The sequence below is a fragment of the Microbacterium sp. APC 3901 genome (assembly GCF_030407765.1).
In the GTDB taxonomy this organism is placed as follows: domain Bacteria; phylum Actinomycetota; class Actinomycetes; order Actinomycetales; family Microbacteriaceae; genus Microbacterium.
On the sequence record NZ_JASDCU010000016.1, the window covers coordinates 1 to 23,759 of the forward strand.

Genomic DNA, 23,759 nt, shown 5'->3' on the forward strand with positions numbered 1-23,759 from the left:
CGCCCGGCATCCGCGATACACAACTGACCCCGCCCGGCATCCGCGATTCGAAGGCCGGACCGAAACGCCCACCCCGCGCGGGTGCGGTGGTCAAGAACGCACCCGAAGCAGCGATCTCGGATGCGCTTTTGACCACCGCTGACCGTGACTGTGCGCCGTCCGCGGTTGCACGGATGTGCGGGGTCGAAGAACCACCGGACACCGTGATTTCGGATGCGTTATTGGCCACCGCAGACGAGCGCGATCGGATGCTGCGCGCGGTCGGCGCCGGAGAGCGGACGCGGACGCGGCGGATGCGACGGATGCGGATGCGGACGCAGATGCGGCGGACGCGTATGCGCCGGAGAGCGGACGCGGACGCGGCGGATGCGGCGGAGAGCGGATGCGGCAGGCGGCGACCGGTCAGCGCGACCGGGCGAGCGCGGCTCCGGCCTCGCGCAACCAGCGGGCGGGGTCGGCGAGAGCGGATTCCGATGATCCCGCGATATCGGTGAGGGACGCGGATGCCGCGAACAGCGCCACATCGGAATCCTGGGTGATTCGCCCGGCCGCGAGCACTGCCGCTGCCCCGGCGGATGCCGCGAGGCCTGCGATGAACGAGGGCACCTTGCCGTCACCGGACTGCCCGTCGTACGATCCCTCGCCCGTGACGACGACGTCGGCGTGGGCGATCGCATCCGCGAGTCCGATGAGCTCTGCCACCTCGGCAGCACCGGGAGCGAGCGTTGCTCCCCACACGACGAGCGCACCGCCCGTGCCACCGGCGGCTCCTGTGCCGGGCAGAGCGGGGTCGAGGCCGAGCAGGTCGGCGAGTCGGGCGAGCGCGGCATCCACGTGTGTGATGTCGTCGCCGGAGAGCCCCTTCTGCGGACCGAACACCACTGCCGCCCCCCGCGGGCCGACGAGCGGGTTGGTGACGTCGGTGAGCACCCGCACCTGAGGCGCGGTGCGCAGAGCCGTCAGGTCGACCGATGCGATGTCGGCGAGGCCGCGCGCTCCGCGGACGACCGGCTCACCGGAGGCGTCGAGGAACCGCGCGCCCAGCGCTGACAGCATCCCGGTGCCGCCGTCGGTCGACGCGCTCGATCCGATGCCGACCACGAGCCGTGCGACCCCGTGGTCGAGGGCCGCGGCGATCGCCTGGCCGAAGCCTGTGGTGTCGGCGTCCCACGGGCGCAGCTCGTCGAGCAGTTCGATGCCCGACGTCGATGCGAGGTCGACGACTCCGGTGCCGCCGGGGGAAACTGCGGATGGAGGCAGCAGCAGCCAGCTGGTCTCGAGCGGCACGCCCGTGGGGCCATCGACGACGACCGGCATCCGTCGCGCCCCAGGCACGGCCGCGGCGAACGCGGCGACGGTGCCCTCGCCGCCGTCTGCCATGGGGCGGTGCACGAACGTCGCGGAGGGATCGACTGACGACCAGCCGTCGGCGAGGGCTGCCGCAGCATCGACTGCAGTGATCGTGCCCTTGAAGCTGTCGGGTGCCAGCACGACCCGGGTCATCGCGCGATACCGGGTGTGCTCGCACGCACGATGACCTCGAGCGGCAGCGCCGCCTGCTGCCAGTCGGCGTCGACCGTCGCGCGGAAGGCCTGGTAGCCGACCTCGCTGAGCGGCACGCGCACGGTCGTGAGCGCCGGGCTCACATCGCTCGACGAGGGCACATCGTCGAAACCGCAGACAGCGATGTCGGTGCCGATCTCGCGACCTGCGTCGCGGATCGCCGACATCGCGCCGATCGCGACGACATCGCTCATGCCGAACACGAGGGTGCCCGGCTCGACTCCCTCGGCGAGCGCCGACGACATTGCCTGCACCCCCGATTCGCGGCGGAAGTCGCCTCGGATCAGCCGATCGACCGACCCTCCACCTGACTCGAAGCCCGCACGGAATCCGGCGAGACGCTCGTCTGAGGTGAGCACTCCTTCGGCCGCACCGATCGCGATCGCCGAGCGATATCCGAGCGACGCCATGCGGCGGCCGAGCGCCTCGGCACCGGCGCGGTTGTCGATCTCGACATGCCGGTTCTCTGCGCTGCCTGCCCCGAACGTCACCACGCGCCCACCGAATCGGGCGTACTCGGCCAGCTCGCGCGAGGTGTCGGAGTCCGTCGGCTCGTCGGTGCGCGAGGCGGCGAGGATCAGGCCCTGGGGACGCTGTCCGCGCAGCGCGCGCACGATGCGCGCCTCGCGGGCGGGGTCGCGCTCGGTGATCGCGATCGTGACGACGAGACCCTGCTCGTCGGCTCCGCGCGCGACACCGGCGGCGATGAGTCCGAAGTAGGGGTCGGCGATGTCGGCGACGAGCAGCGCGATCACGGGCGAGCTGCCGCGAGCTGTGGCCTGCGCCGACGCGTTCGCCGTGTAGCCCAGCTCGGCCGCCGCCTGCTCGACGCGCTCACGGAAGGACTCGGCGACCTTGCGCTCGGATCCGTTGAGAACACGGGATGCCGTGGCGAGCGATACCCCGGCTTCACGGGCGACGTCGTGCAGCGTGGGGGCTGCACCCCGCGAGTGCCGCGGCTGACGCACCCGGGAAGGGCTTTCCTGCTGACTCATGCCCTGAGCTTACTGCGCGGAGCGAGATGCGCCGGGGAGCAGATCGCGGCGTCCTGAGTCGTGATGAGCATGTCGGCGTTAGAGCGAGAGGTACGAGCGGAGCGTCGCCGCCTCGCCGCGCAGCATCGCCGGGTCGTCGCCGGGCACGAACTCGAGCAGGGCGTCTCGCGGCGGGATGGGCGCAGACTGCGCCTCTCCGAAGAACCGGGTCCAGAGGGCATCGCGCGCCCGCAGCGGAAGCCTGTCGTGATCGGGCCACCACGAGAACACGTGCGCGGCGGTCACCTGGTCGGCGATCGCACGGTACTCGTCGAGCACCACGTCGACCGCGGCGCCGACAGTGGGCTGCCAGTAGGTGCTGAGCGTCGGCCTCGCGACTTCCTCGAGCACCCCGAGAGTCGTCGGCGCGGTGTCCGCGAGCGTGCCCGAGTGGAACTCGAGCGCAAGCGAGATGCTCCGTGCGTTCGCCTCGTCGACCGCATCCTGCAGCCGGGTGATCGTCGACGCCCGGTCCTGCGGTGAGGCCTCGTCGGATCCGACCGACCCCGCCCAGACGCGCACGCGGTCGACGCCGAGCGCCTCGGCGGTGTCGAGCACCGGGGTGATCGGCTCGTCGGCACCGGCCCGGAAGTATGAGCCGTACGAGCACGATGTCAGCCCGGCATCCGTCGTCAGCTTCGCCACTCTCGCCGCCTGCTCGACGTCGCCGGCCGGCACGTGCACGTCGGCGCCCCACTCGATGACCTCGAGCCTCGCCTCCGCAGCGAGCTCGACGACGCGTTCGGCGCTCAGCGATCGGAAGGTCACCGAGCAGAGTCCTGGGCGGATCTTCGTCATGGGTTCATCCTCTCAATGGGCTGCGCCGGTGTCTCGGGGTTTGCGCCCCGCTTGCTTCGTGCCCCGGGCCGCCCGGTGCCTGCGTGTTCCGAGCCGCCTGCCCTGTGCCGTCGACTCCGCACGATCTGCCCCGCACGATCTGCCCCGCACGATCCGCCCCGCACGATCCGCCCCGCACGATCCGCCCCGCGATCGACCCCTGCACCGTCGGCAGGACCGAGGCACGGATGCAAGACGAGAGACCGTGTTCCGGTCCGGCAACCGTGCCCGAGTCCTGCACGCTGCACGCGGCACGCGGCACGCGGCACTCAACACGCACGGGTCGCCGTGCCTACGTCCGTCAGCGCAGGTGCGGTGAGACCGCGGCGCCGAAGGTCTCAGCCGTGCGCCGCACGACGTTCTCGGGAGCATCCGCCCAGATGTCGGCGTTGAAGATCTCGACCTCGATGTCGCGGTCGTAGCCCGTGTCGATCACGGCCCGGGTGAGCGAGCCGAAGTCGATCACACCGTCGCCGGTGTAGTGCCGCGAGAGCAGCACGTCGGCCGCGAGCGGGGTCTTCCAGTCGCACACCTGGTAGGTCGCGATGCGGCCCTCGCGACCGGCGCGCGCGATCTGGTCGAGCACCTGCGGGTCCCACCAGATGTGGAACGTGTCGACGGCGGCTCCCACCACATCGGCGTCGAAGTCCGCCGCGATGTCGAGCGCCTGACCCAGCGTCGAGACGACGGCACGGTCGGAGGCGTACATCGGATGCAGCGGCTCGATCGCGAGCGTCACGCCCGCAGCCTTCGCGTCTGCGGCGAGCTCTCCGATCGCGTCGCGCACACGTTCACGCGCACCGATCAGATCGCGGGAACCGGCGGGGAGCCCCCCGGCGACCAGCACGAGCACGGCCGTCGACCCGTCGGCACCGGCCGCGGCGAGCGTCGCGGTCTCTTCGATGGCTCGGCGGTTGTCATCGAGTGCGGCGACGCGCTCCGGGCCCGCGGGAAGGGTGAAGAAGCCGCCACGGCAGTGCGTGGTGAACCGCAGACCGGAGTCGGCGAGCATCCGCGCGGCGACATCGAGTCCGACCTCGTTCACCGGTTCGCGCCAAAGACCGATCGCCTGGATGCCGGCATCCGCCGTCACCCGCAGCGCGGTCTCGAGGTCTGCGTGCTTGATGGTCGCCTGGTTGATCGACAGCCGGGGATCGACGGTCATGCGTCCACTCCGTTCAGGCGCAGCATTCCGTGCCAGCGCTCTCGCGCGAGCTCGGGGTGCTCGAGCGCGAGCGACGCGTTGGCGAGTTCGACGATGCGGCTGAGGTGCGGAAGGCTCCGCGCCGAATGCAGACCGCCCACCATCTGGAACGCGGGCTGGTGCCCGTTGAGCCAGGCGAGAAACGCGACGCCCGTCTTGTAGTAGAACGTCGGGGCGGCGAAGACCTGACGGCTGAGCTCTTCGGTCGGGCCGAGGATCTCGAGGTAGCGGGCGGGGTCACCGGCATCCAGTGCCTGGATCGCCGCGGACGCCACCGGCGTGATCGCCGCGAACGCACCGAGCAGCGCGTCGGAGTGCCCGTCGCCCTGGCCCACGGTGTCGCCGCCGATCAGGCCGACGTAGTTGAAGTCGTCACCCGTGAACATGCGCACGCCCTCAGGCAGACGTTCGCGCACCGAGATCTCGGACTCGGCGTTCAGCAGGCTCATCTTGACGCCGGCGATCTTGTCGGGCTGCTCGGCGATCACATCGAGCAGCACAGCGGATGCCGTCTGCCAGTCGTCCGCTCCGAAGTACCCGGCGAGCTCGGGGTCGAAGGCCGTTCCGAGCCAGTGCAGCACGACCGGCACCGTGGCCGACGCGAGCACTTCGCGGTAGACACGACGGTAGTCGTCGGCATCCGTCGCCACCCTTGCGAGGTGCCGTGAGGCCATGAGAACGGGCCCCGCTCCCTGTTCCTCGGTGAAGTGCAGCTGCTCCTTGTAGGCGTCGATCACCTGGTCGAGCGAGATGTGCGAATCGGCGATGTGGTCGGTGTTGACGCCGACCACGACCGAGCCGCCCTCCTCGCGGGCGACCTCGGCGCTGCGGGCGATGAGCTCGCGCGTCGCCGCGGCATCCAGACCCATGTTGCGCTGCGCGGTGTCCATGGCGTCCGCGACGCCGAGTCCCCACGAGTAGACGTTGCGGCGGAACGCGAGCGTCGACTCCCAGTCGATGTCGGCGGGCTGTCCCGGGGTGTTGTCGGCGTGCACCAGGGGCACGACGTGGGCGGCGGCGTAGGCGACGCGGCTCTGCAGCGGCGAGGACGGGCGGGAGTACCCGCCGCCCTCGTGCAGCTCGGCATCCGTCACCGCACCCGCGGCGTCGAGAAGTCGGAGAGTGCTCATGCTCAGTCCAGCGTCAGCGGTTCGAGCGCGACCTTGCGGCCCTCGGCACTCGAGGTCAGTCCAGCTTCGGCGAACTGCACCCCGCGAGCACCGGAGAGCAGGTCGAACGGGTACTTCGTGCCCTCGGCGAATGAGACCAGGTACTCCTCCCACTGCTGACGGAAGCCGTTGATGAAGACGTCGTTGGTCGGGACGTTCTGCCAGTCGGCGTCGTAGTCGTGGCTGTCTTCGAGGTCGGGGTTCCAGACCGGCTTCGGAGTCGCGTTGCGGGGCTGGATCTTGGCGCCGAAGAGTCCGACGACCGCGGATCCGTGGGTGCCGTCGACCTGGAACTCGACGAGCTCGTCGCGGTTGACGCGCACGGTCCAGCTCGAGTTGATCTCGGCGATGATGCCGCCCTCGATCTCGAAGATGCCGTATGCCGCGTCTTCGGCGGTGGCGGTGTAGTGCTCGCCGTTCTCGTCCCAGCGGTCCGCGATGTGCACGGCCGCCTGTGCGTAGACGCTCTTGACCTCGCCGAACAGGTTCTCGAGCACGTAGTTCCAGTGCGGGAACATGTCGACGATGATGCCGCCGCCGTCTTCGGCGCGGTAGTTCCAGCTGGGACGCTGCGCAGGCTGCCAGTCGCCCTCGAAGACCCAGTAGCCGAACTCGCCGCGCACCGACAGGATGCGGCCGAAGAAGCCCGAGTCGATGAGGCGCTTGAGCTTCTGCAGGCCGGGCAGATAGAGCTTGTCGTGCACGACGCCGGTCTTGACGCCCGCTGCGTCTGCGAGACGAGCGAGTTCGAGGGCCTCGTCGAGCGACTCGGCGGTGGGCTTCTCGGTGTAGATGGCCTTGCCTGCGGCGATCGCCTTGCGCAGGGCCGAGGCGCGGGCCTTGGTCACGAGGAAGTCGGCGTAGATCTCCCACTTCGGGTCGGCCAGCGCTGCGTCGAGGTCGGTCGTGTAGTCCTCGATGCCGTGCTTTGCCGCGAGCTCGGCGAGCTTGGCCTCGTTGCGGCCGACGAGCAGCGGCTTCACCGTGATGCGGGATCCGTCGGGCAGCTCGATGCCGCCCTCTTCGCGGATCGCGAGGATCGACCGCACGAGGTGCTGCCGGTAGCCCATGCGCCCGGAGACGCCGTTCATGATGATCCCGATCTCGCGGGTTGTCGTCTGCGACATTGCTGGTCCGTTCTGTGGGAAGCCGTTGCGCCGACCACGTATGCGGGTAAGCGCTTTCCGACAGCATGCCATGCCCGCGACCCATGTGCAAGCAGGGAGGGAAAACGCTCTCCTCGCTGCCGCCGGCGAGTTTCGCCGGGTTCTGCCGCGTGCGGGGTCACTTGCGCATCCGAAACGGCTGTTTGCGGTGCGTTTGTGACCCCGCATCGCGGACGCGAACAGTCGGGGTCAGTTGCGCATCTTCCCCGCCAGTCGGGGTCAGTTGCGCATCCTCCCCGCCAGGCAGGGTCAGTTGCGCATCCTCCCCGCCAGTCGGGGTCAGTTGTGCAGCCGAAACGGCTGTTTGCGGTGCGTTTGCGACCCCGCGGCGCGGAGAAAGCGACCGCAGCGGGGAGAAACCGATCGCCTCAGCGGGTGCTGGCGCGGTCGACCAGAAGCGTCGGCACGACAGCGGATGCCGCGGCGCCCGTCGCGCCCTCGATCTCGGCGACGAGCAGGCCGACGGCCCGGTGAGCGAGGGCGGTGAAATCCTGGCGGATCGTCGTCAGCGGCGGGCGGTAGTTCGCGGCATCCGGCACATCGTCGAAGCCGACGACGCTGACATCCTCAGGCACCCGGCGCCCCGCCTCGGCGAGCGCACGCAGCAGTCCCAGCGCCATCTGGTCATTGGCGCAGAAGACGGCGGATGCGGTGCGCAATGCGTCCCCGGCGCCGAATCCGGCCTCGGCACTCCAGTCGCCGCGCACGACCGTCGGCGGCTCGATGCCCGCAGCGCCGAGGGCGTCACGCCAGCCGCGCTCGCGTTCGGCAGCCGCGAAGGAGTCGGCCGGTCCGGCGAGATGGTGCACGGTCGCGTGCCCGAGCTCCAGCAGGTGCGTGGTGGCCGCGGCAGCTCCGCCGACGTGATCGCTGTGCACCACGGCGAGGTCGGCAGACGCCGGCGCGTCGATCACGACGAGGCGCAGACCGGGCGGTCGCTGCGCTTCGGGAACCAGAGCCGACGCCTCGTTCAGCACGATCGCTCCGTCGACCTCCTGCTCGGCGAGCCGCTCGAAGGCATCGGCGACGCTGTCACCCGCCGTCACGAGGGTGAGGGCGTAGCCGCGCTCCGCCGCAGCCTCGGCGGTGGCCTGCAGCATGCGGGAGTTGCCGACCGTCGCGAGAGTGGTGACGACGAGTCCGATGGTCTGCGAGCGTCCGGTGCGCAGCGCCCGCGCGGCACGGTGCGGGCGGTAGCCGAGTTCGACCATGGCCTTCTCCACGCGCTCGCGGGTGACGGGGTCGACGCGCGGGCTGTCGTTGACGACACGCGAGACGGTCTGCCCCGAGACCCCGGCACGTGCGGCGACCATCGCCATCGACACCCGGCCCGACGCCGGGCGGCGCCGTCGGGGGCGGTCGAGACCGCGCAGGAGATCGTCGTCCATCACCGACACCTCCGCTTCCCGTCCACAACTCCGGAATGTTGACGTTACCACGGCGATGTGCGTACCATGTTTACGTGAACACGCACGAATCTCCTGAGTTGCGAACCGAAACACTCTCCGCCGGAATCATCAAACGGGCCACCACGCTCGCCGACGGCCGTGAGCTGATCTACTTCGACGACCCCGGCACGACGCTCGGCGAAGAGCGCTCGGTCGACTCCCGCACCCTCGACCCGCGCGGCGAGACGGCCACGATGCGCCTCGACGTGCTGACGGGCGACTGGATCACCGTTGCGGCGAATCGCCAGAACCGGGTGATGATGCCGAGCGCCGACGCCGACCCCCTCGCTCCGCAGTCGCCGACCAACCCGTCTGAGGTGCCGTCGCTCTACGACGTCGCCGTGTTCGAGAACCGCTCGCCCGCGTTCGGCCCCGCTCTCGCCGAAGCCACCGGCACCGCCCCCGCAGCGAGCAACCCTCCGCGCGGGCTCGACGATCTCGCCGCTCTGGGCCTCGGTCGCACCCGCACCTCGGTCGGACGCTGCGAGGTCGTGTGCTTCAGCCCCGAGCACACCGGCTCGTTCGGCACACAGTCGGTGACCCGCGCCCGCACCGTGATCGAGGCCTGGGCCGACCGCACCGCAGCGCTCTCGACGCTGCCGGGAATCGAGCAGATCTTCCCGTTCGAGAACCGCGGTGAGGCGATCGGTGTCACGCTCCCCCACCCTCACGGCCAGATATACGCCTACCCCTACGTGACGCCGCGCACCACGCGCCTGCTCGACTCGATCGACCGCACCGCACCCGATCTGTTCCAGCACATCCTCGAGTCCGAGCAGGCGTCCGAACGCGTCGTGTTCCGGGGCGAGCACTGGACCGCATTCGTGCCCTTCGCCGCCCGCTGGCCGTTGGAGGTGCACCTGATGCCGCACCGACACGTGCCCGACTTCGCCGAGACTACGGATGCCGAGCGCGATGAGCTCGCTCCCCTCTACCTGCGTCTGCTCCGAGGCGTCGACGCCCTGTACGACACCCCGACCCCCTACATCGCCGCCTGGCATCAGGCTCCCGTCAACGTCGGCCGCGACAGCGTGCGACTGCACCTGCAGCTGACGAGTCCCCGTCGCGCGGCCGACAAGCTCAAGTTCCTCGCCGGCTCCGAGGCCGCGATGTGGGCCTGGGCGGCAGAGGTCACCCCCGAACAGGGCGCAGCCCGCATCCGCGAGGCCATCGCGAAGGCGGACGCAGTCCAGACAGACGCTGCCCAGGCAGACGCAGCCCAGACAGACATCGCAGACGAGGTATCCGCATGACCGCCACGACCCTTGAGGCCGCGACCGCCCTCTTCACCGACCTCACCGGCCGCGCACCCGACGGCGTCTGGTCGGCACCGGGCCGGGTGAACCTGATCGGCGAGCACACCGACTACAACGACGGCTTCGTGCTGCCGTTCGCGATCCCGCATCGCACATACGCAGCCGTCGGTGTCCGTGACGACGATCTCGGCCGAGTGCGCGTCGCCTCGACCTTCGCTGCCGAGCCGGTCGAGGTCTCCCTCGACGAGCTCGACGAGCTCTTCCCCACCCCCTCCGGCACCGCCCCGAGTGTGCCCGAATGGGCCGCGTACCCGCTCGGCGTCGCCTGGGCGCTGCGTCAGGCCGACGGCGTGGCCCCGTCGGCCGCCACCGGCACGGGCCTCGACATCGCGATCACCTCCGACGTGCCGGTGGGCGCGGGGCTCTCGTCATCCGCCGCGATCGAGAGCGCCACGGCATCCGCCCTCAACGACCTCTGGGCCGCCGGACTCGACCGCATCGAGCTCGCCCGCGTCGGCCGTCGAGCCGAGAACGAGGCCGTCGGCGCCCCGACCGGCATCATGGACCAGATGGCCTCGATGCTGGGCGAGCCCGACGCTGCGATCTTCCTCGACTGCCGCTCGCTCGACGCCAACCTCGTGCAGGTGGGCGTCGCCGAAGCCGGCCTCGCGATCCTCGTGATGGACACGCGCGTCAAGCACGCCCACTCGACCGGCGGCTACGGCGAGCGCCGCGCCGCCTGCGAGCGCGGCGCCGCGATCATGGGCGTGCCGAGCCTGCGCGACGTCTCGATCGACGACCTGCCCCGCGCCGAAGAGCTCATGGACGACGTGACGTTCCGTCGGGTGCGTCACGTCGTCACCGAGAACCAGCGCGTGCTCGACACCGTGAAGGTGCTGCGCGAAGAGGGCCCCCGGGCCATCGGCGACCTGCTCGTGGCCTCGCACACGTCGATGCGCGATGACTTCGAGATCTCGGTGCCCGAGCTCGACACGGCGGTCGAGGCCGCCCTCGAGGCCGGCGCGCTCGGCGCTCGCATGACCGGCGGCGGCTTCGGCGGAGCAGCGATCGCGCTCATCGAGCAGGATGCCGTGCAGCAGGTGTCGGATGCCGTGAACGCCGCGTTCGCCGCATCCGGGTTCGCGGCCCCGGTGATCTTCACCGTCATTCCGTCGGCCGGAGCGCACCGCGACGCGTGAACGACCGCCCGCAGTCCCGATCTGCGGACCCCGCCCCGATGCGCGGACGATTCCGGCCGATCCCTCCGCTGTTCGGGACCGGCTCCGCGGATCGGGTCAGGGCCCGCTGCCCTCGACCTGAGATACTGAACACTTCCCCACCCTGAGGAGCACAATGTCCTGGATCGTGACCGGCGGCGCCGGCTACATCGGCTCGCACGTCGTTCGCGCACTGGCGGATGCAGGGCTCACGCCCGTCATCCTCGACGACCTCTCGAGCGGCGTCGCATCGTTCGTGCCCGAGGGCGTGGCCTTCGTGCAGGGCAGCATCCTCGACCGCGAGCTCGTCGAGAAGACGCTGCGCGACCACCGCGCCGAGGGCGTCATCCACGTCGCCGGATACAAGTACGCCGGTGTCTCGGTGCAGCGTCCGCTGCACACCTACGCGCAGAACGTCGAGGGCACCCGCGTGATCCTCGAGGCGATGGAGGCCGCGGGCGTCACGAACATCGTGTTCTCGTCGTCGGCCGCGGTGTTCGGCACCCCCGATGTCGCACTCGTCGTCGAAGACACCGCCAAGAAGCCGGCGAGCCCCTACGGCGAGTCGAAGCTGATCGGCGAGTGGCTGCTGCGTGACCAGGCGATCGCGACCGCCGAGTCCGACAAGCCGCTGCGTCACACGTCGCTGCGCTACTTCAACGTGGTCGGCTCCGCAGACCCGACCGTCTACGACGTGAGCCCGCACAACCTCTTCCCGATCGTGTTCGAGAAGCTCATCGCTGGAGAGACCCCGCGCATCAACGGCGACGACTACGACACCGAAGACGGCACAAACGTGCGCGACTACGTGCACGTCGGCGACATCGCCGCAGCCCACGTCGCCGCGGCGCAGCGTCTCGCCGGGGGCGAGCCGATCGAAGCCGCCTACAACCTCGGGTCGGGCGACGGCCTCAGCGTGAAGCAGATCATGGATGCCGTCGCACGCGTCACCGGCATCGACTTCACCCCGGAGATCGGCCCCCGCCGCCCCGGCGACCCCGACCGCATCGTCGCGACCGGCGAGCTCGCCGCCCGCGACCTCGACTGGAAGATGCGGTACACGGTCGACGAGATGGTGCGGACGGGCTGGGAGGCGCGACGCGCCGCGTCCTGACGTCAGAGGTCTCGGGTGCGGCCTCAGAGGTCTCGGGTGCGGATCGGGTAGAGCCAGAAGCACAGCCACGCGAGGGCGGCGAAGCCCAGCGGAACCACGGCGACCATCACGCGGATGCCCCCGTCGACCGCCTCCGGCTGCGCATCGCCGAGCGACGCATCGAAGCCGGATGCCGTGAGCACGGCCGCTGCGACGACCGCCTGCAGCACGACCGAACCGCGCACCACGAAGCCGTTCACGCCGAAGTAGGCGCCCTCTCGGCGATGTCCGGTGCGGGCGGCATCCTCGTCGATGATCTGCGCGAGAACCACCTCGAGCAGCTGCAGCAGGCCGCCGACACCGACGCCCACCGCGACACCGACGAGTGCGGCGGCGAGCACGGTCGACGGCAGCAGGTACCCGAGCATGGCGATGCCGAAGACCGCCACGCTCCACAGCAGCGCCGCTCGAGGTGAGGTGCGTCGCACGATCGCGCTCCACAGCACGATCGACGGGATGGCGGTCACGAAGATCGCGCCCAGCAGCAGGCTGCCCTCACCCTCAGCGGCGCCCAGCGAGTAGCGCACGTAGAACGGCAGAGCGGCGAGCACGACGGCGATGGACGTCTGGATGAACAGCGAGCCGAGCACGTAGGGCACGAACGCGCGGTTCGCGAACGTGTACTTCAGCTGGTCGCCCCACCGCATCGCCTCGGATGCTGCTTCCGGCACCCGACGCTCGATCATGCCGCCGAAGAACGACCACACCAGCAGCACGAGGCAGACGGCCGAGAGCACGATCGCCATGCCCGGCCAGCCGATCGACCCGTAGAGTGCGGGTGCTCCCGCGGTGCCGAGCACGATGCCGAGGATGGCGAAGATCTGACGGGGCACGTTGCCGCGCGCCCGCTCGTCGGTCGTGCGGAAGATCTCTGGGAACAGCGCCGAGATGTTCAGCACGACCACGACGAACGCGATGTCGTACACCGCCACCACGATCAGGAACCACGCGATCAGTCCGGCCGTCGGCAGCTCCGGCGGCATCCACACCAGCGCGAAGGCGACCACGAGCGGCACGATGCCGAGACCGATCCAGGGGATGCGGCGACCCCACGGCGTGCGGATGCGGTCTGACAGCGCTCCCACGACCGGGTTGAGCACCGCGTTCAGGATGCCGTGCGCGATCATCGCCGCGGCCACCCACGTGGGCTCGACGCCGAGATGCGTGACGTAGAAGTAGACGACGAAGGCCGAGAACGTCTGCGCCATGAGCTGCGTGGGGAACCCGGAGGCTCCGAACGCGATCGCCTGAGCCCTCGTGGGAGCGTCGTCGAGTCGGCGGTCGCGCAACCGCGTCGTCATCGAGGTCATGCGCGCCGACTCCGCTGCAGATCGCGCAGGTCGCGCCATCCGACTCGCACGAGCCCTTCGTCGGCGATCGCCTGCAGCACCGCGGGATCGGAGAGCAGGCGAAGTTCGTGTCCGCGCTTGGCGGCTGCGAAGTCGACTGCGGCGCGCAGCTCATCGTCGTCGACCATCGGGTGCAGGTAGATCTCGGTCACGCCGGCGGGCACCGCGCGGAGCAGGGCGATGAAGCCGTCGCGGATCTGCTCGTACGATTCGCCGGGCACCTCTTCGAACGGGTGGCTCCACAGCCGGTCGATGATCTCGACGCCGAGGGAGTCGGCCGCGGCCGCCGCCTCGGCGAGCTTCGCCTGCAGCGCGGCGTCGTCGCCGGTGCCCTCCATGCTCCGAGGCAACCGGAACGGCAGCCCGCTGCGGGCCGCGAGTTCGAACACCGGGCCGAGGAAGTCCCGCCCGGTGAGCAGACCGTAGACCGATCCCATGTGGTTGTCGAGGTGCGTCACGTCGACGCCGCCATCCAGCGCCGCCTGCAGCTGCGCGGCGATCTCGGCGGTGACGTCGTCGACCGACGCGAGCTCTTCGATCGCGAGGACGTCAGCCGGAAAGTGCCCCGACCCGTCGACGAGCGTCGTGGCGGTGCCCGTGAGCGGACGCCAGCGGTAGTCGGTCCACTCGCTCGTGAGCACGAGGTGCACGCCGACGTCGAGGTCGGTCCGAGAAGCCGCGAATGCCATCGCCTCCGGCGCCCAGGCGCACGGCACCATCAGGGTCGTCGAGTCGATGCGGCCCGCATCCAGCAGCTGGGTGATCGCCGTGTTGGCCGCGTGGCACATGCCGAAGTCGTCGGCATTGATGATGACCGCCCTGGCTCCCGGCGCCAGGCCGAGTCGATCTGCGAGATCTGAGGTCACCGTCGGCTCCTGTCCGATGCGGGGAGCACCAGTGAGAACACCGATGCCCGGAGGGCGGATGCCGCCTCGCCGATCGCACCGACCAGCGGTGCCTCGGGACCGAACGACGAGACGACGAGCGTGAGCGGCAGCTGAGGGGCGAGCTCTTCGGCGAACCTGGCCGCCGCGCGGGCGAGTGCGGGGTGCGCTGCCGTGCCGCTGAGCAGAAACGCCTCCGGGTCGAGCACGAGCGCAATGCTGCCCGCGATCAGGGTGAGTCGGCGGCCCATCTCGGCCGCCATGTCGAGCGCGGCCGGATCACCGGCCCACGCGGCATCGAGGTGCTGGTCGATCGTCTCGTCGGGGTCGCGGCCGTGGGCGAGCGCGAGGTCGCGCACGACGGCGTCGCCGAGCACCGGTGCGCCGATCGGCAGCGGGCTCTGCGGCAGATACATGACCTCGCCGGCGACACCCGAGAATCCGCGGTGCAGCGATCCGTCGATGACGATGCCGGCTCCCAGACCGTCATCGAGAAGCAACAGAGCGAAACTGCTGAGTTCTGCGCCCGTGCCCTCCGACAGCTCCGCGAGAGCCGCGAGATTGACGTCGTTCTCGACTCGAACCGGGCAGTCGAGGCGCGCAGACAGCGCGTTCTTGAACGCTCCACCGTCGGGGCCCTGATCGTCACGGATGCCGCCGTCGGCGGTGACGATGCCGGGGATGCCGACGACGGTGAGCAGCAGCGGCCCCTGCACCGTGCGGCGGCAGGCGTCGACCAGCCCGGCGATGTGCTCCACCCGGTCACCGCGCGGCGGGAAGGCGGCATGGGTCTCTGCCCGCACCGCCCCGGTCGGGTCGACCAGCGCGACATGCGCGGCGTGGGCATCGACGTGCACGGCAGCGGCGAACCCGAGCTGCGGATGCAGTGCGACGCGCCCCGCTGCCGGTCCGCGCGTGTCACGATCGACACCGGCCGCGGCCACCGCCGACGATGCCTCGAGCATTCGCAGCACCTGCGTCACGGCTGTGCGCGACAGACCTGTCTCGGCGACGAGTTCAGCTCGGGTGAGCGGGCCGCGGCGCGCGAGAGTCTCGAGGATCGCGCGGCCGTTGAGCGTTCGAAGCAGGGTCTGGGGCCCCGCGAGTGGTCGTGCCAAGATGATCCCCCCGGATTCGACGTGCGGCCAGCTTGACACATCGCGTCATACGTGTCGAGGAATCGAGCCCGGATCTGTATCCCGCCGCATCGCAGATCCGGCTTCTAGAGTGGCCTGATGACGACTCTGGTGCTCCGTGACGGTGCCGTGGCCGATGCCGACCGGATCGCCGAAGTGCATGTGCGCTCCTGGCAAGCGGCGTACCGCGGACTCATCGACCAGGAGCTCCTGGACGGCCTGTCGATCTCGGATCGTGCTGACGGCTGGCGACGGAACATCTCCGCCCCGCTGCCCACGATCATCGGCATCCTGGTCGCGGAGCGCAAGGGCAGGATCGTCGGCTGGACATCGTTCGGCTCAGGACGCGAAGAGGAAGGCGCGTCTGACGGGGAGATCTACGGCATCTACGCCGACCCCGCGGAGTGGTCGACCGGTGTCGGGCGCGCGTTGCTCGCGGCGGCCGAACACCGGATCACGGCCGCCGGGCACACGCAGGCCTACCTGTGGGTACTCGACGGGAACGAGCGCGCCGATGCCTTCTACGCTCGCCACGGCTGGCAGCTCGACGGCGCGCGCAAGGTCGAGGAACGGCCGGACATGAGCCTGCGAGAGCACCGCCGGGTCAAGCGCTTCACCCACTCCTGACGCACTGGACGATCTGCTCACGCTGCCGCGCACCTGGATCAGTCGAGCGCCGACATCACGTGCTTGATGCGCGTGTAGTCGTCGAAGCCGTACTGCGAGAGGTCCTTGCCGTAGCCGGAGTGCTTGAAACCGCCGTGCGGCATGTCCGAGACGAACGGGATGTGCGTGTTGATCCACACACATCCGAAGTCGAGGTCGCGTGAGAAGCGCATCGCCCGGGCGTGGTCGGTCGTCCACACCGATGAGGCCAGCGCATAGGGCACGTCGTTGGCCATCTCGAGCGCCTGCTCCTCGGTGTCGAACGACTGCACGGTGAGCACCGGGCCGAAGATCTCGCCCTGCACGGCCTCGTCGTCCTGGTGCAGACCCGACACGATGGTCGCCTCGAAGAAATAGCCCTTCTCGCCCTGACGCGCGCCACCGGTCTCGATCGTTGCGTGCGCGGGCAGCCGGTCGACGAATCCCTGCACCTGGGCGAGCTGAGCCGCACTGCTGAGCGGGCCGTAGAGCACGCCCTCCTCATGCGGGCCGCCGGTGCGAGCATCCGCCTTCGCCGTCTCGACCAGCGCGGCGACGAACTCGTCGTGCACCGATGAGTGCACGAGCACGCGAGTCGCGGCGGTGCAGTCCTGCCCGGCATTGAAGAAGGCGCCGGCGACGATGCCGGATGCCGCCTTGTCGAGGTTCGCGTCGGGGAACACGATCGCCGGCGCCTTGCCGCCGAGCTCGAGGTGCACCCGCTTGACGTCGTCGGCCGCCGATCGCGCGACAGCCATGCCGGCGCGCACGGATCCGGTGATGGCGACCATCTGCGGGGTCGGATGCTCGACCAGCGCCACCCCTGTATCGCGGTCGCCCAGCACGACGTTGAGCGTGCCGGCGGGCGTGTGCAGCGCGACGATCTCGGCGAGCAGCAGGGTGGTCAGCGGGGTCGACTCGGCCGGCTTGAGCACGACCGTGTTGCCTGCGGCGAGCGCAGGTGCGATCTTCCACACCGCCATGTTGAGCGGGTAGTTCCAGGGAGTGACCTGACCGATCACGCCGATCGGCTCGCGTCGCACGAACGAGGTGTGGCCGGCGAGATACTCCCCCGCCGCCCGACCCTCGAGGCTGCGAGCGGCACCGGCGAAGAACCGCAGCTGATCGATCGACTGCACGATCTCGTCGGCGACGAGGCTGGCCCGGGGCTTGCCGGTGTCCTTCGACTCGAGGTCGGCGAACTCCTCGGCGCGCGCCTGCATCTCATCGGCGATGCGGAACAGCGCGAGCTGGCGATCGGCTGGGGTGGTGTCGCGCCAGAGCGGGAAGGCGGCGGACGCCGCGGCGTAGGCCGCATCGACATCGGAGGTGTCGGAGACCGGCAGCTCGCCATACGTCTCCTCGGTCACGGGGTCGATGAGCGGCATCCGCCCCTGACCGCTCACGGGAACGTACTGCCCGCCGATGAAGTTCTGAAGGAGTTCTGTGGCCATACTCGCCATGCTAGCGATCGGATTGCGAATACAGAAGAGTCAGCTGTCCGGAACGATGGAATCAGTTGCTTCGGTCGCAAGATCCTGTCAATATCGACACATGAGCGCCACAGTGAAGCAGCCCATGCTGGATGACATCTCGAAGCGGATCGTCGAGCTGCTGCAGGAGGACGGCCGTCGCCCCTACGCCGAGATCGGCCGAGAGGTGGGGCTCAGCGAAGCGGCGGCGCGCCAGCGGGTGCAGCGCATGACCGAAGCCGGCATCATCCAGATCGTCGCGGTGACCGACCCGATGCAGCTCGGCTTCAACCGCATGTCGATGATCGGCATCCGCGTCACCGGCGACCCGAGGCTCATCGCCGAGGAGCTGACGAAGATCACCGAGCTCGCCTACGTCGTCGTGACGCTGGGCACCTTCGACATCCTCGTCGAGGCCGTGTGCGAGAGCGACACCCACCTGCTCGACCTGATCGCCACCCGCATCCGCACGATCCCCGGCATCACCCACACCGAGAGCCTGCTCTACGCCGGCCTCTACAAAGACCTCTACAACTGGGGCACGCGCTGAGGCGCGGGTCCGGAAACCAGGAGCACACCATGGGAACCACGGTCTTCGAACGTCGCCGCCCCGCGGATGCCGTGATCGACGCCTCGCTGCGCGACACCGCCTTCGGCGTGTTCTGGCTCGATGACGTCGAGCGTGTGGCGCACCCCGCCCTGACCGGGAGCATCACCGCCGACCTCGCCATCGTCGGCGGCGGGTACGCCGGGCTCTGGACCGCCGTGCGCGCGAAGGAGCGCGACCCCGAGCGCCGCGTCGTGCTGCTCGAGGCCTCGCGCATCGCGTGGGCCGCCTCGGGGCGTAACGGCGGATTCTGCGAGGCGAGCCTCACGCACGGACACGAGAACGGCCTCACCCGCTGGCCCGACGAGATAGACCGCCTCGAAGAGCTGGGGGTCGAGAATCTCGACGGCATCGAGGAGACGGTGACGCGCTATGGCATGCACGTCGACTTCGAGCGCACCGGTCAGCTGGCCGTGGCCGTCGAGCCACACCAGGTCGAGTGGCTGCGTGAAGAGGAGGGCTTCCTCGACCGCGAGGCCGTGCAGGCCGAGGTGCACTCCGACACGTTCCTCGCCGGCGCCTGGGATCGCGACACGAGCGCTCTGGTGCATCCTGCGAAGCTCGGGCTCGAACTGGCCCGCGTCGCGGTCGAGCTCGGGGTCGAGATCTACGAGCACTCTCTCGTGCGCGAGGTGCTCGGCGACGGGTCGAGCGCGATCACACTCGTCACGCGTGACGGCGGGCGGGTGCGAGCGGATGCCGTGGCGCTCGCCACGAACGTCTTCCCCTCGCTGCTCAAGCGCAACCGCCTGATGACCGTGCCGGTCTACGACTACGTGCTGATGACCGAGCCGCTGACCGACGAGCAGCTCGCCTCGATCGGCTGGTCGAACCGACAGGGCCTTGCCGACAGCGCCAACCAGTTCCACTATTACCGGCTCACGGCCGACAACCGCATCCTCTTCGGCGGCTACGACGCGGTCTACCACTTCGGCGGCAAGGTGCGCCCCGAGTACGAGGACCGCGCCGAGAGTCACCGCAAGCTGGCATCGCACTTCTTCACGACGTTCCCTCAGCTCGAGGGTCTGCGCTTCACGCACCGGTGGGCAGGCGCGATCGACTCCTCGAGCCGCTTCTGCGCGTTCTTCGGCACCGCCCGAAAGGGCCGGGTCGCCTACGCGACCGGGTTCACCGGCCTCGGCGTCGGCGCAGCCCGCTTCGCCGCCGACGTCATGCTCGACAAGCTCTCCGGAGATCCGACCGAACGCACCGAACTCGCGATGGTGCGCGAGAAGCCGATCTCCTTCCCGCCCGAGCCCGTCGCCTCCATCGGCGTCAACCTCGTGCGCGCGGCGATGGACCGGGCCGATCACAACGAGGGCAAGCGCAACCTGTTCCTCAAGACACTCGATGCCGTCGGCATGGGGTTCGACTCGTGAGCGAGCTCGCTGCCGGCGAGCGGGCGGATGCCGCGGCGCTGCCGCTCTCGCACCGACCGCTGCCGGCCGACGAGGTGCTGATCGGCAGGCCGACCGCGGCGACCCACACGTTGGCGACGCTCGGCGGGGTCGAGATCGGCGTCTGGGAGATGACGCCCGGTACGGCATCCGACACCGAGGTCGATGAGGTGTTCGTCGTGCTCTCGGGCCACGCCCGCATCGAGTTCGTCGAGCCGGCGCTGCCCGCGATCGAGGTCGACGCCGGGTCGGTGGTGCGTCTGAACGCAGGGCAGCGCACCGTGTGGACGGTCACCGAGACCCTGCGCAAGATCTACATCGCCTGACGCGTCTCAGTGTCGCGCGGCGGCTGCGACTGTCGTCGCGGCGACCGGCCTCTCATCTGTGCCCTTGATCACCCAGTAGACGACGGCGACGGCGAGGATGCCGATGACGGGCCCGAGGAAGGTCGCCCAGGCTGTGCCGAGCGGGGCGAACCCGACGGAGAACACCGAGACGTCCCAGAGACCGTGCAGCGCCATGGCCCAGATGAGAGAACCCGTGACTCGCCGCACGATGTAGAAGCAGGTGCCCGACATCGCGGCGAGCACGACCTGGCCGAGGGTGGGGGCGAGCGGGGCACCGAGGGCGGCATTGACGATGTGCATCCCGCCGAAGAGGAGAGAGGTGAACAGCCACACCCACACTTCCGAGAGACGTGAGCGAAGGGCCGTCAGCAGGAGTCCTCGTGACATCAACTCTTCGCAGAATCCGACGGCGAGCCCGAGAGCGAGAAGCGACAGCAGAAAGGACCCGTCGAACTTCGACCAGTCGGTGTTGAACAGGTTCACCACGGCGACCACGAGCATGAGCGCGGGTACGAAGATCGGCCACTTGTGATGCGACCGCTTGCGCTCGAACAGCGCAGGCGTCCACCACCCCAGAATCCAGGTGGTGATGGCGAGCAGCACCGCGCCGACCGCGAGGTCGAGCACTGCTCCGCGCCACGTGAATTCGGCGGACTTGCCGATGTCGGTGTACGCCACCCCGCTCAGCTTCGAGACGACGAAGATGACGAGGACGTAGCCGACGTAGATCGCCAGCCCGATCCAGACCCGAGGGGTGACGCGCACGAGGTGGGGCCTTTCTGTCGGAGAGCGAGTTCAGATCACCAACATATCGGTCGGTGACGCCGCCACGTCGGACGCTTCGGCTTTTCGTCAGCCGCAGTCCTTGGAAGGTTCGCGCGCACCGCCCAAGGTGGGCAGCCAGAGCAGCAGGTCCGGAAGTGCGGCATACGCTGCGAGGCCGTGGGTCACGTCCGGGTACCGATGGAAGGTCACGTCCGCCTGCTGAGAGCAGAGGAGCGTGACGTACTTCTCCGTGGCACTGGGCAGCACCAGTTCGTCGGCTTCACCCTGACCGACGAACACCGGAACGGCCAGAGGCTGACCGCCTGCGCTGTTCTCCTGAAGCAGGGTCTTCCACGGCTCGGTGGTGGCCGGATCGCTGGTGACGTACCCGCCGACGAGGGGATCGGCGATCGCATGCAGCTCCTTGGTCTGCGTGAGCAGGCAGAGTTCGGCCATCTTCGGTGTGGCCTTCTCTCCGGCGGGGGTGAGGATCGCGGTGATCTCGTCTGAGGTGAAGCGATCCGCATAGGCCGCCGCGTAGGCGGGAATGGCGAGCGACGCGATCGTCACACCGGAGAGGTTCACGATGTCGTCGGTCATCAGCGCGTTCAGGTCGGCTGCGGGGGCGGCGACCGCCACTCCCTGGACCTCGAGTTCAGGGGCGTACGAGGCGGCTCGCTGCGCGGCGAAGAGAACTGCCTGACCTCCCTGCGAGTGACCCCACAGCACGACCCGACTGCTCGCATCGGCACCGTCGATCCGACGAGCCGCGCGCACGATGTCCAACACGCTGTTCGACTCGGGAACACCGAGGAGATACGACGATTCTCCTTCCACTCCCAGACCCGGATAGTCGGTCGCGGCGATCGCGTACCCCTCGGCCAGCAGCTCGTGCAGACCCTCGATGTATTGGAACGGATCGAGTCCGAGGGACGGCGCACATTTCGCGGCCGCTCCCGTCGTCGGATGGGCCCAGGCGATCACCGTCCGGCCACCAGCAGGCGCTGGACCGTCGGGGACGATCACGACACCGGAGACGGGGATGTCTTCACCCGCGAGATTCTGCGAGTGATAGATCACCCGCCACGCGCTCGACCCGGTCGGGGCGCTCGCGATGGGCTCGGAGCGGATGATCGCCCCTGGGTCACCGGAGGGAACGGGTGAGGGCAGGGTGTAGAACGCCGGATCCGTCTTCAGGTCGGCTTGACCCTCGACATACCGTCTGGCGAACTCCGCCGCGGCGAGCGCGAGCACGACGATGAGGACGATCCCGACGATCAGCAGGATTCGTCGAGTTCGTCGCGGACGACGGGCGTGCGCCGCGGGCGCTCCGGTTCGCATAGGGACTGTCTAGCGCACTGCGGTCGCGGGTGGGGCCGAAGTCCATATCGAGGTATCGCTGTCTGCTGCTCGCGGCGTCTCAGCACGTGGATCAGTGGCCGGCACCGAGGTTTCCGGTGAGCCGGCCATGAAACTCTGCCGCTGTGTCGTTCAGGCCCTGGATGGTGACGGTCTTTCCGTGGTTCTCGTACTTGGTGACGATGGCGTCGAGGGCTGCCACAGTGGAGGCGTCCCAGACGTGCGACCGGCTCATGTCGATGATCACGGTGCCGGGGTCGTCGACATACTCGAACTGTGTGGTGAGGTCGTTGCTGGAGGCGAAGAAGAGTTCCCCGTCGACGGCATAGTGCGCCGTCGCGCTGTAGGGGTTGACGGTGCGGGTGACGCTCACGAAGTGTGCGACCCGTCGAGCGAACATGATCATCGCGGCGATGACCCCGAGGATGACGCCGACTGCGAGATTATGGGTCCAGACGGTGGCGATGACGGTGATGAGCATGACGGCCGTCTCACTCTTCGGCATCCGCTTGAGGGTGTTCCAACGGATGCTGTGCCAGTCGAAGGTCGCGATCGAGACGAGGATCATGACGGCGACGAGCGCCGCCATGGGGATGATCGCCACCACGTCGCCGAGCGCGAGCACAAGGACGAGCAGGAAGACACCGGCGAGGAACGTCGAGATACGCGTGCGTGCGCCGGAGGCCTTGACGTTGATCATGGTCTGGCCGATCATCGCGCAGCCGCCCATGCCGCCGAACGCGCCGGAGAGAACGTTCGCGGCGCCCTGTCCGAGAGCCTCGCGGGTCTTGCGGGAGTGGGTGTCGGTGATGTCGTCGACGAGTTTCGCGGTCATCAGCGACTCGAGCAGGCCGACCACGGCCATCGCCAGAGCATAGGGGGCGAGGATCTGCAGCGTCTCGAAGGTGAGCGGCACATTCGGGATGAACAGCGCTGGGAGGCTCTCGGGGAGTTCTCCCTGGTCGCCGACGTTCGGGACGTTCCAGGCGAAGACCACGACTGCGGCGGTGAGCAGCACGATGGCGACCAGTGGCGCCGGGATGACCTTCGTGATCCGCGGCATGAGATACATCACCAGCAGCCCCACCGCGACGAGCGGGTAGACCAGCCAAGGAACCCCGATCAACTGAGGGAACTGCGAGGTGAAGATCAGGATCGCCAGAGCGTTCACGAATCCGACCATCACCGAGCGTGGGATGAACCGCATGAGCTTCGCCACACCGAGCAGAGCCAGCACGATCTGGATGAGACCGCCGAGGAGCACGGTGGCGATGAAGTAGTCCATGCCGTACTCGCGGGCCACCGGTGCGATGACGAGCGCGATCGCTCCGGTGGCGGCGGTGATCATGGCGGGGCGTCCGCCGAGGAAGGCGATCGCGACGGCCATGATGAAGGACGAGAACAGGCCGACGCGCGGGTCGACGCCAGCGATGATCGAGAACGCGATCGCCTCGGGAATCAAGGCGAGTGCGACGACGAGCCCGGCGAGCACTTCCCGGGTGAGCAGCCGCGGGCTGCGCAGCGCCTGCATGACGGTGGGTTCGATACGGTGACGCGACGCGGAGCCGCGGGTGGGGGTGACGGCAGCCATGTGCCCTCCGGGGTGTTGGGCTCTCTCGTGAGAGCGCGGGAAACGATGAGGAGCGCAGCAGTGCGCAGGCGTCGGTCAGGCCGACACGGGAAGATGAGGGGAGCAGGCGCGAGAACCGCGCCGATCTAGACTCTAACGTAATGTGAGTGTTGTGGGGAAA

21 protein-coding genes are annotated in these 23,759 nt (G+C 69.2%); 7 read left to right on the forward strand and 14 right to left on the reverse strand.

Annotated elements, in window-relative coordinates; genetic code table 11:
- Window positions 1-402 precede the first annotated feature (402 nt).
- The 7 genes from QMA07_RS14360 to QMA07_RS14390 all read right to left on the reverse strand — a co-directional run bounded on the left by QMA07_RS14360 (window position 403) and on the right by QMA07_RS14390 (window position 8,292).
- Window positions 403-1,503, reverse strand: coding sequence for a glycerate kinase (locus QMA07_RS14360; RefSeq protein WP_290163008.1), 1,101 nt, complete (start codon window positions 1,501-1,503; stop codon window positions 403-405).
- A complete protein-coding gene (locus QMA07_RS14365) occupies window positions 1,500-2,558 on the reverse strand; it encodes a LacI family DNA-binding transcriptional regulator (protein WP_290163010.1) in 1,059 nt (352 codons plus the stop codon). The genes QMA07_RS14360 and QMA07_RS14365 overlap by 4 nt, the downstream gene beginning before the upstream one ends.
- A 78-nt stretch (window positions 2,559-2,636) precedes the next feature.
- Window positions 2,637-3,395 (reverse strand): TIM barrel protein, encoded by a 759-nt coding sequence (locus QMA07_RS14370; RefSeq protein ID WP_290163012.1) that lies wholly within the window; start codon window positions 3,393-3,395, stop codon window positions 2,637-2,639.
- A 340-nt stretch (window positions 3,396-3,735) separates the two neighbouring features.
- On the reverse strand, window positions 3,736-4,599 hold the full coding sequence (locus QMA07_RS14375; protein WP_290163014.1) for a sugar phosphate isomerase/epimerase family protein: 864 nt from the start codon (window positions 4,597-4,599) through the stop codon (window positions 3,736-3,738).
- Entirely contained in the window at window positions 4,596-5,768 is a 1,173-nt protein-coding gene (locus tag QMA07_RS14380; RefSeq protein ID WP_290163017.1) for a dihydrodipicolinate synthase family protein, read from the reverse strand. The genes QMA07_RS14375 and QMA07_RS14380 overlap by 4 nt, the downstream gene beginning before the upstream one ends.
- Before the next feature lie 2 nt (window positions 5,769-5,770).
- Complete coding sequence (locus QMA07_RS14385; protein WP_290163018.1) at window positions 5,771-6,934, reverse strand: Gfo/Idh/MocA family oxidoreductase; 1,164 nt, start codon at window positions 6,932-6,934, stop codon at window positions 5,771-5,773.
- 407 nt (window positions 6,935-7,341) lie between these two features.
- Window positions 7,342-8,292, reverse strand: a complete 951-nt coding sequence (locus tag QMA07_RS14390) for a LacI family DNA-binding transcriptional regulator (protein WP_290163109.1) — start codon at window positions 8,290-8,292, stop codon at window positions 7,342-7,344.
- A gap of 143 nt (window positions 8,293-8,435) precedes the next feature.
- On the opposite strand from QMA07_RS14390, the gene galT reads away from it, so the two are divergent.
- From galT to galE, 3 genes are all read left to right on the forward strand, one after another.
- Window positions 8,436-9,674, forward strand: a complete 1,239-nt coding sequence (galT, locus tag QMA07_RS14395) for a galactose-1-phosphate uridylyltransferase (RefSeq protein ID WP_290163020.1) — start codon at window positions 8,436-8,438, stop codon at window positions 9,672-9,674.
- Window positions 9,671-10,876 carry a galactokinase gene (gene galK / locus QMA07_RS14400; protein WP_290163022.1) on the forward strand — a complete coding sequence of 402 codons (1,206 nt, stop codon included), beginning with the start codon at window positions 9,671-9,673 and terminating at the stop codon, window positions 10,874-10,876. Before galT ends, galK begins: the two co-directional genes overlap by 4 nt.
- Before the next feature lie 154 nt (window positions 10,877-11,030).
- The gene (galE, locus tag QMA07_RS14405; RefSeq protein WP_290163024.1) at window positions 11,031-12,008 is read left to right on the forward strand and encodes a UDP-glucose 4-epimerase GalE; all 978 of its coding nucleotides are present in this window, start codon (window positions 11,031-11,033) and stop codon (window positions 12,006-12,008) included.
- Window positions 12,009-12,031: 23 nt separating this feature from the next.
- Here galE and QMA07_RS14410 read toward each other — a convergent pair whose 3' ends face one another.
- From QMA07_RS14410 to QMA07_RS14420, 3 genes are read right to left on the reverse strand one after another with little or no spacing between them, the layout of a single operon-like run.
- Window positions 12,032-13,357, reverse strand: coding sequence for an MFS transporter (locus QMA07_RS14410; RefSeq protein WP_290163026.1), 1,326 nt, complete (start codon window positions 13,355-13,357; stop codon window positions 12,032-12,034).
- The gene (locus QMA07_RS14415) at window positions 13,354-14,262 is read right to left on the reverse strand and encodes a polysaccharide deacetylase family protein (RefSeq protein ID WP_290163027.1); all 909 of its coding nucleotides are present in this window, start codon (window positions 14,260-14,262) and stop codon (window positions 13,354-13,356) included. Before QMA07_RS14415 ends, QMA07_RS14410 begins: the two co-directional genes overlap by 4 nt.
- The gene (locus tag QMA07_RS14420) at window positions 14,259-15,398 is read right to left on the reverse strand and encodes an ROK family transcriptional regulator (RefSeq protein WP_290163029.1); all 1,140 of its coding nucleotides are present in this window, start codon (window positions 15,396-15,398) and stop codon (window positions 14,259-14,261) included. The genes QMA07_RS14415 and QMA07_RS14420 overlap by 4 nt, the downstream gene beginning before the upstream one ends.
- Before the next feature lie 117 nt (window positions 15,399-15,515).
- Between QMA07_RS14420 and QMA07_RS14425 the strand changes: the two genes are divergently transcribed.
- On the forward strand, window positions 15,516-16,043 hold the full coding sequence (locus tag QMA07_RS14425; protein ID WP_290163031.1) for a GNAT family N-acetyltransferase: 528 nt from the start codon (window positions 15,516-15,518) through the stop codon (window positions 16,041-16,043).
- A gap of 38 nt (window positions 16,044-16,081) precedes the next feature.
- Here QMA07_RS14425 and QMA07_RS14430 read toward each other — a convergent pair whose 3' ends face one another.
- Window positions 16,082-17,515: a gamma-aminobutyraldehyde dehydrogenase gene (locus QMA07_RS14430; RefSeq protein WP_290163033.1), complete on the reverse strand. Its 1,434-nt coding sequence runs from the start codon at window positions 17,513-17,515 to the stop codon at window positions 16,082-16,084.
- Between the two features lie 100 nt (window positions 17,516-17,615).
- On the opposite strand from QMA07_RS14430, the gene QMA07_RS14435 reads away from it, so the two are divergent.
- From QMA07_RS14435 to QMA07_RS14445, 3 genes are read left to right on the forward strand one after another with little or no spacing between them, the layout of a single operon-like run.
- Window positions 17,616-18,083 carry an Lrp/AsnC family transcriptional regulator gene (locus QMA07_RS14435; protein WP_290163035.1) on the forward strand — a complete coding sequence of 156 codons (468 nt, stop codon included), beginning with the start codon at window positions 17,616-17,618 and terminating at the stop codon, window positions 18,081-18,083.
- Between the two features lie 29 nt (window positions 18,084-18,112).
- Window positions 18,113-19,519 carry an FAD-dependent oxidoreductase gene (locus tag QMA07_RS14440; RefSeq protein ID WP_290163037.1) on the forward strand — a complete coding sequence of 469 codons (1,407 nt, stop codon included), beginning with the start codon at window positions 18,113-18,115 and terminating at the stop codon, window positions 19,517-19,519.
- Window positions 19,516-19,863, forward strand: a complete 348-nt coding sequence (locus tag QMA07_RS14445; RefSeq protein WP_290163039.1) for a cupin domain-containing protein — start codon at window positions 19,516-19,518, stop codon at window positions 19,861-19,863. The genes QMA07_RS14440 and QMA07_RS14445 overlap by 4 nt, the downstream gene beginning before the upstream one ends.
- Window positions 19,864-19,869: 6 nt before the next feature.
- Here QMA07_RS14445 and QMA07_RS14450 read toward each other — a convergent pair whose 3' ends face one another.
- From QMA07_RS14450 to QMA07_RS14460, 3 genes are all read right to left on the reverse strand, one after another.
- Window positions 19,870-20,649, reverse strand: a complete 780-nt coding sequence (locus QMA07_RS14450; RefSeq protein ID WP_290163041.1) for a CPBP family intramembrane glutamic endopeptidase — start codon at window positions 20,647-20,649, stop codon at window positions 19,870-19,872.
- 87 nt (window positions 20,650-20,736) lie between these two features.
- Entirely contained in the window at window positions 20,737-21,990 is a 1,254-nt protein-coding gene (locus QMA07_RS14455; protein WP_290163043.1) for an alpha/beta fold hydrolase, read from the reverse strand.
- Window positions 21,991-22,081: 91 nt separating this feature from the next.
- Entirely contained in the window at window positions 22,082-23,599 is a 1,518-nt protein-coding gene (locus tag QMA07_RS14460) for a SulP family inorganic anion transporter (protein WP_290163045.1), read from the reverse strand.
- Window positions 23,600-23,759: the final 160 nt, after the last annotated feature.

Bases quoted from the DNA above. Each gene is read 5' to 3' on its own strand.
- QMA07_RS14360 (WP_290163008.1), bottom strand. From the start codon at position 1,503: ATGACCCGGGTCGTGCTGGCACCCGACAGCTTCAAGGGCACGATCACT.
- QMA07_RS14365 (WP_290163010.1), bottom strand. From the start codon at position 2,558: ATGAGTCAGCAGGAAAGCCCTTCCCGGGTGCGTCAGCCGCGGCACTCG.
- QMA07_RS14370 (WP_290163012.1), bottom strand. From the start codon at position 3,395: ATGACGAAGATCCGCCCAGGACTCTGCTCGGTGACCTTCCGATCGCTG.
- QMA07_RS14375 (WP_290163014.1), bottom strand. From the start codon at position 4,599: ATGACCGTCGATCCCCGGCTGTCGATCAACCAGGCGACCATCAAGCAC.
- QMA07_RS14380 (WP_290163017.1), bottom strand. From the start codon at position 5,768: ATGAGCACTCTCCGACTTCTCGACGCCGCGGGTGCGGTGACGGATGCC.
- QMA07_RS14385 (WP_290163018.1), bottom strand. From the start codon at position 6,934: ATGTCGCAGACGACAACCCGCGAGATCGGGATCATCATGAACGGCGTC.
- QMA07_RS14390 (WP_290163109.1), bottom strand. From the start codon at position 8,292: ATGGCGATGGTCGCCGCACGTGCCGGGGTCTCGGGGCAGACCGTCTCG.
- galK (WP_290163022.1), top strand. From the start codon at position 9,671: ATGACCGCCACGACCCTTGAGGCCGCGACCGCCCTCTTCACCGACCTC.
- galE (WP_290163024.1), top strand. From the start codon at position 11,031: ATGTCCTGGATCGTGACCGGCGGCGCCGGCTACATCGGCTCGCACGTC.
- QMA07_RS14410 (WP_290163026.1), bottom strand. From the start codon at position 13,357: ATGACCTCGATGACGACGCGGTTGCGCGACCGCCGACTCGACGACGCT.
- QMA07_RS14425 (WP_290163031.1), top strand. From the start codon at position 15,516: ATGACGACTCTGGTGCTCCGTGACGGTGCCGTGGCCGATGCCGACCGG.
- QMA07_RS14430 (WP_290163033.1), bottom strand. From the start codon at position 17,515: ATGGCCACAGAACTCCTTCAGAACTTCATCGGCGGGCAGTACGTTCCC.
- QMA07_RS14435 (WP_290163035.1), top strand. From the start codon at position 17,616: ATGAGCGCCACAGTGAAGCAGCCCATGCTGGATGACATCTCGAAGCGG.
- QMA07_RS14440 (WP_290163037.1), top strand. From the start codon at position 18,113: ATGGGAACCACGGTCTTCGAACGTCGCCGCCCCGCGGATGCCGTGATC.
- QMA07_RS14455 (WP_290163043.1), bottom strand. From the start codon at position 21,990: ATGCGAACCGGAGCGCCCGCGGCGCACGCCCGTCGTCCGCGACGAACT.
- QMA07_RS14460 (WP_290163045.1), bottom strand. From the start codon at position 23,599: ATGGCTGCCGTCACCCCCACCCGCGGCTCCGCGTCGCGTCACCGTATC.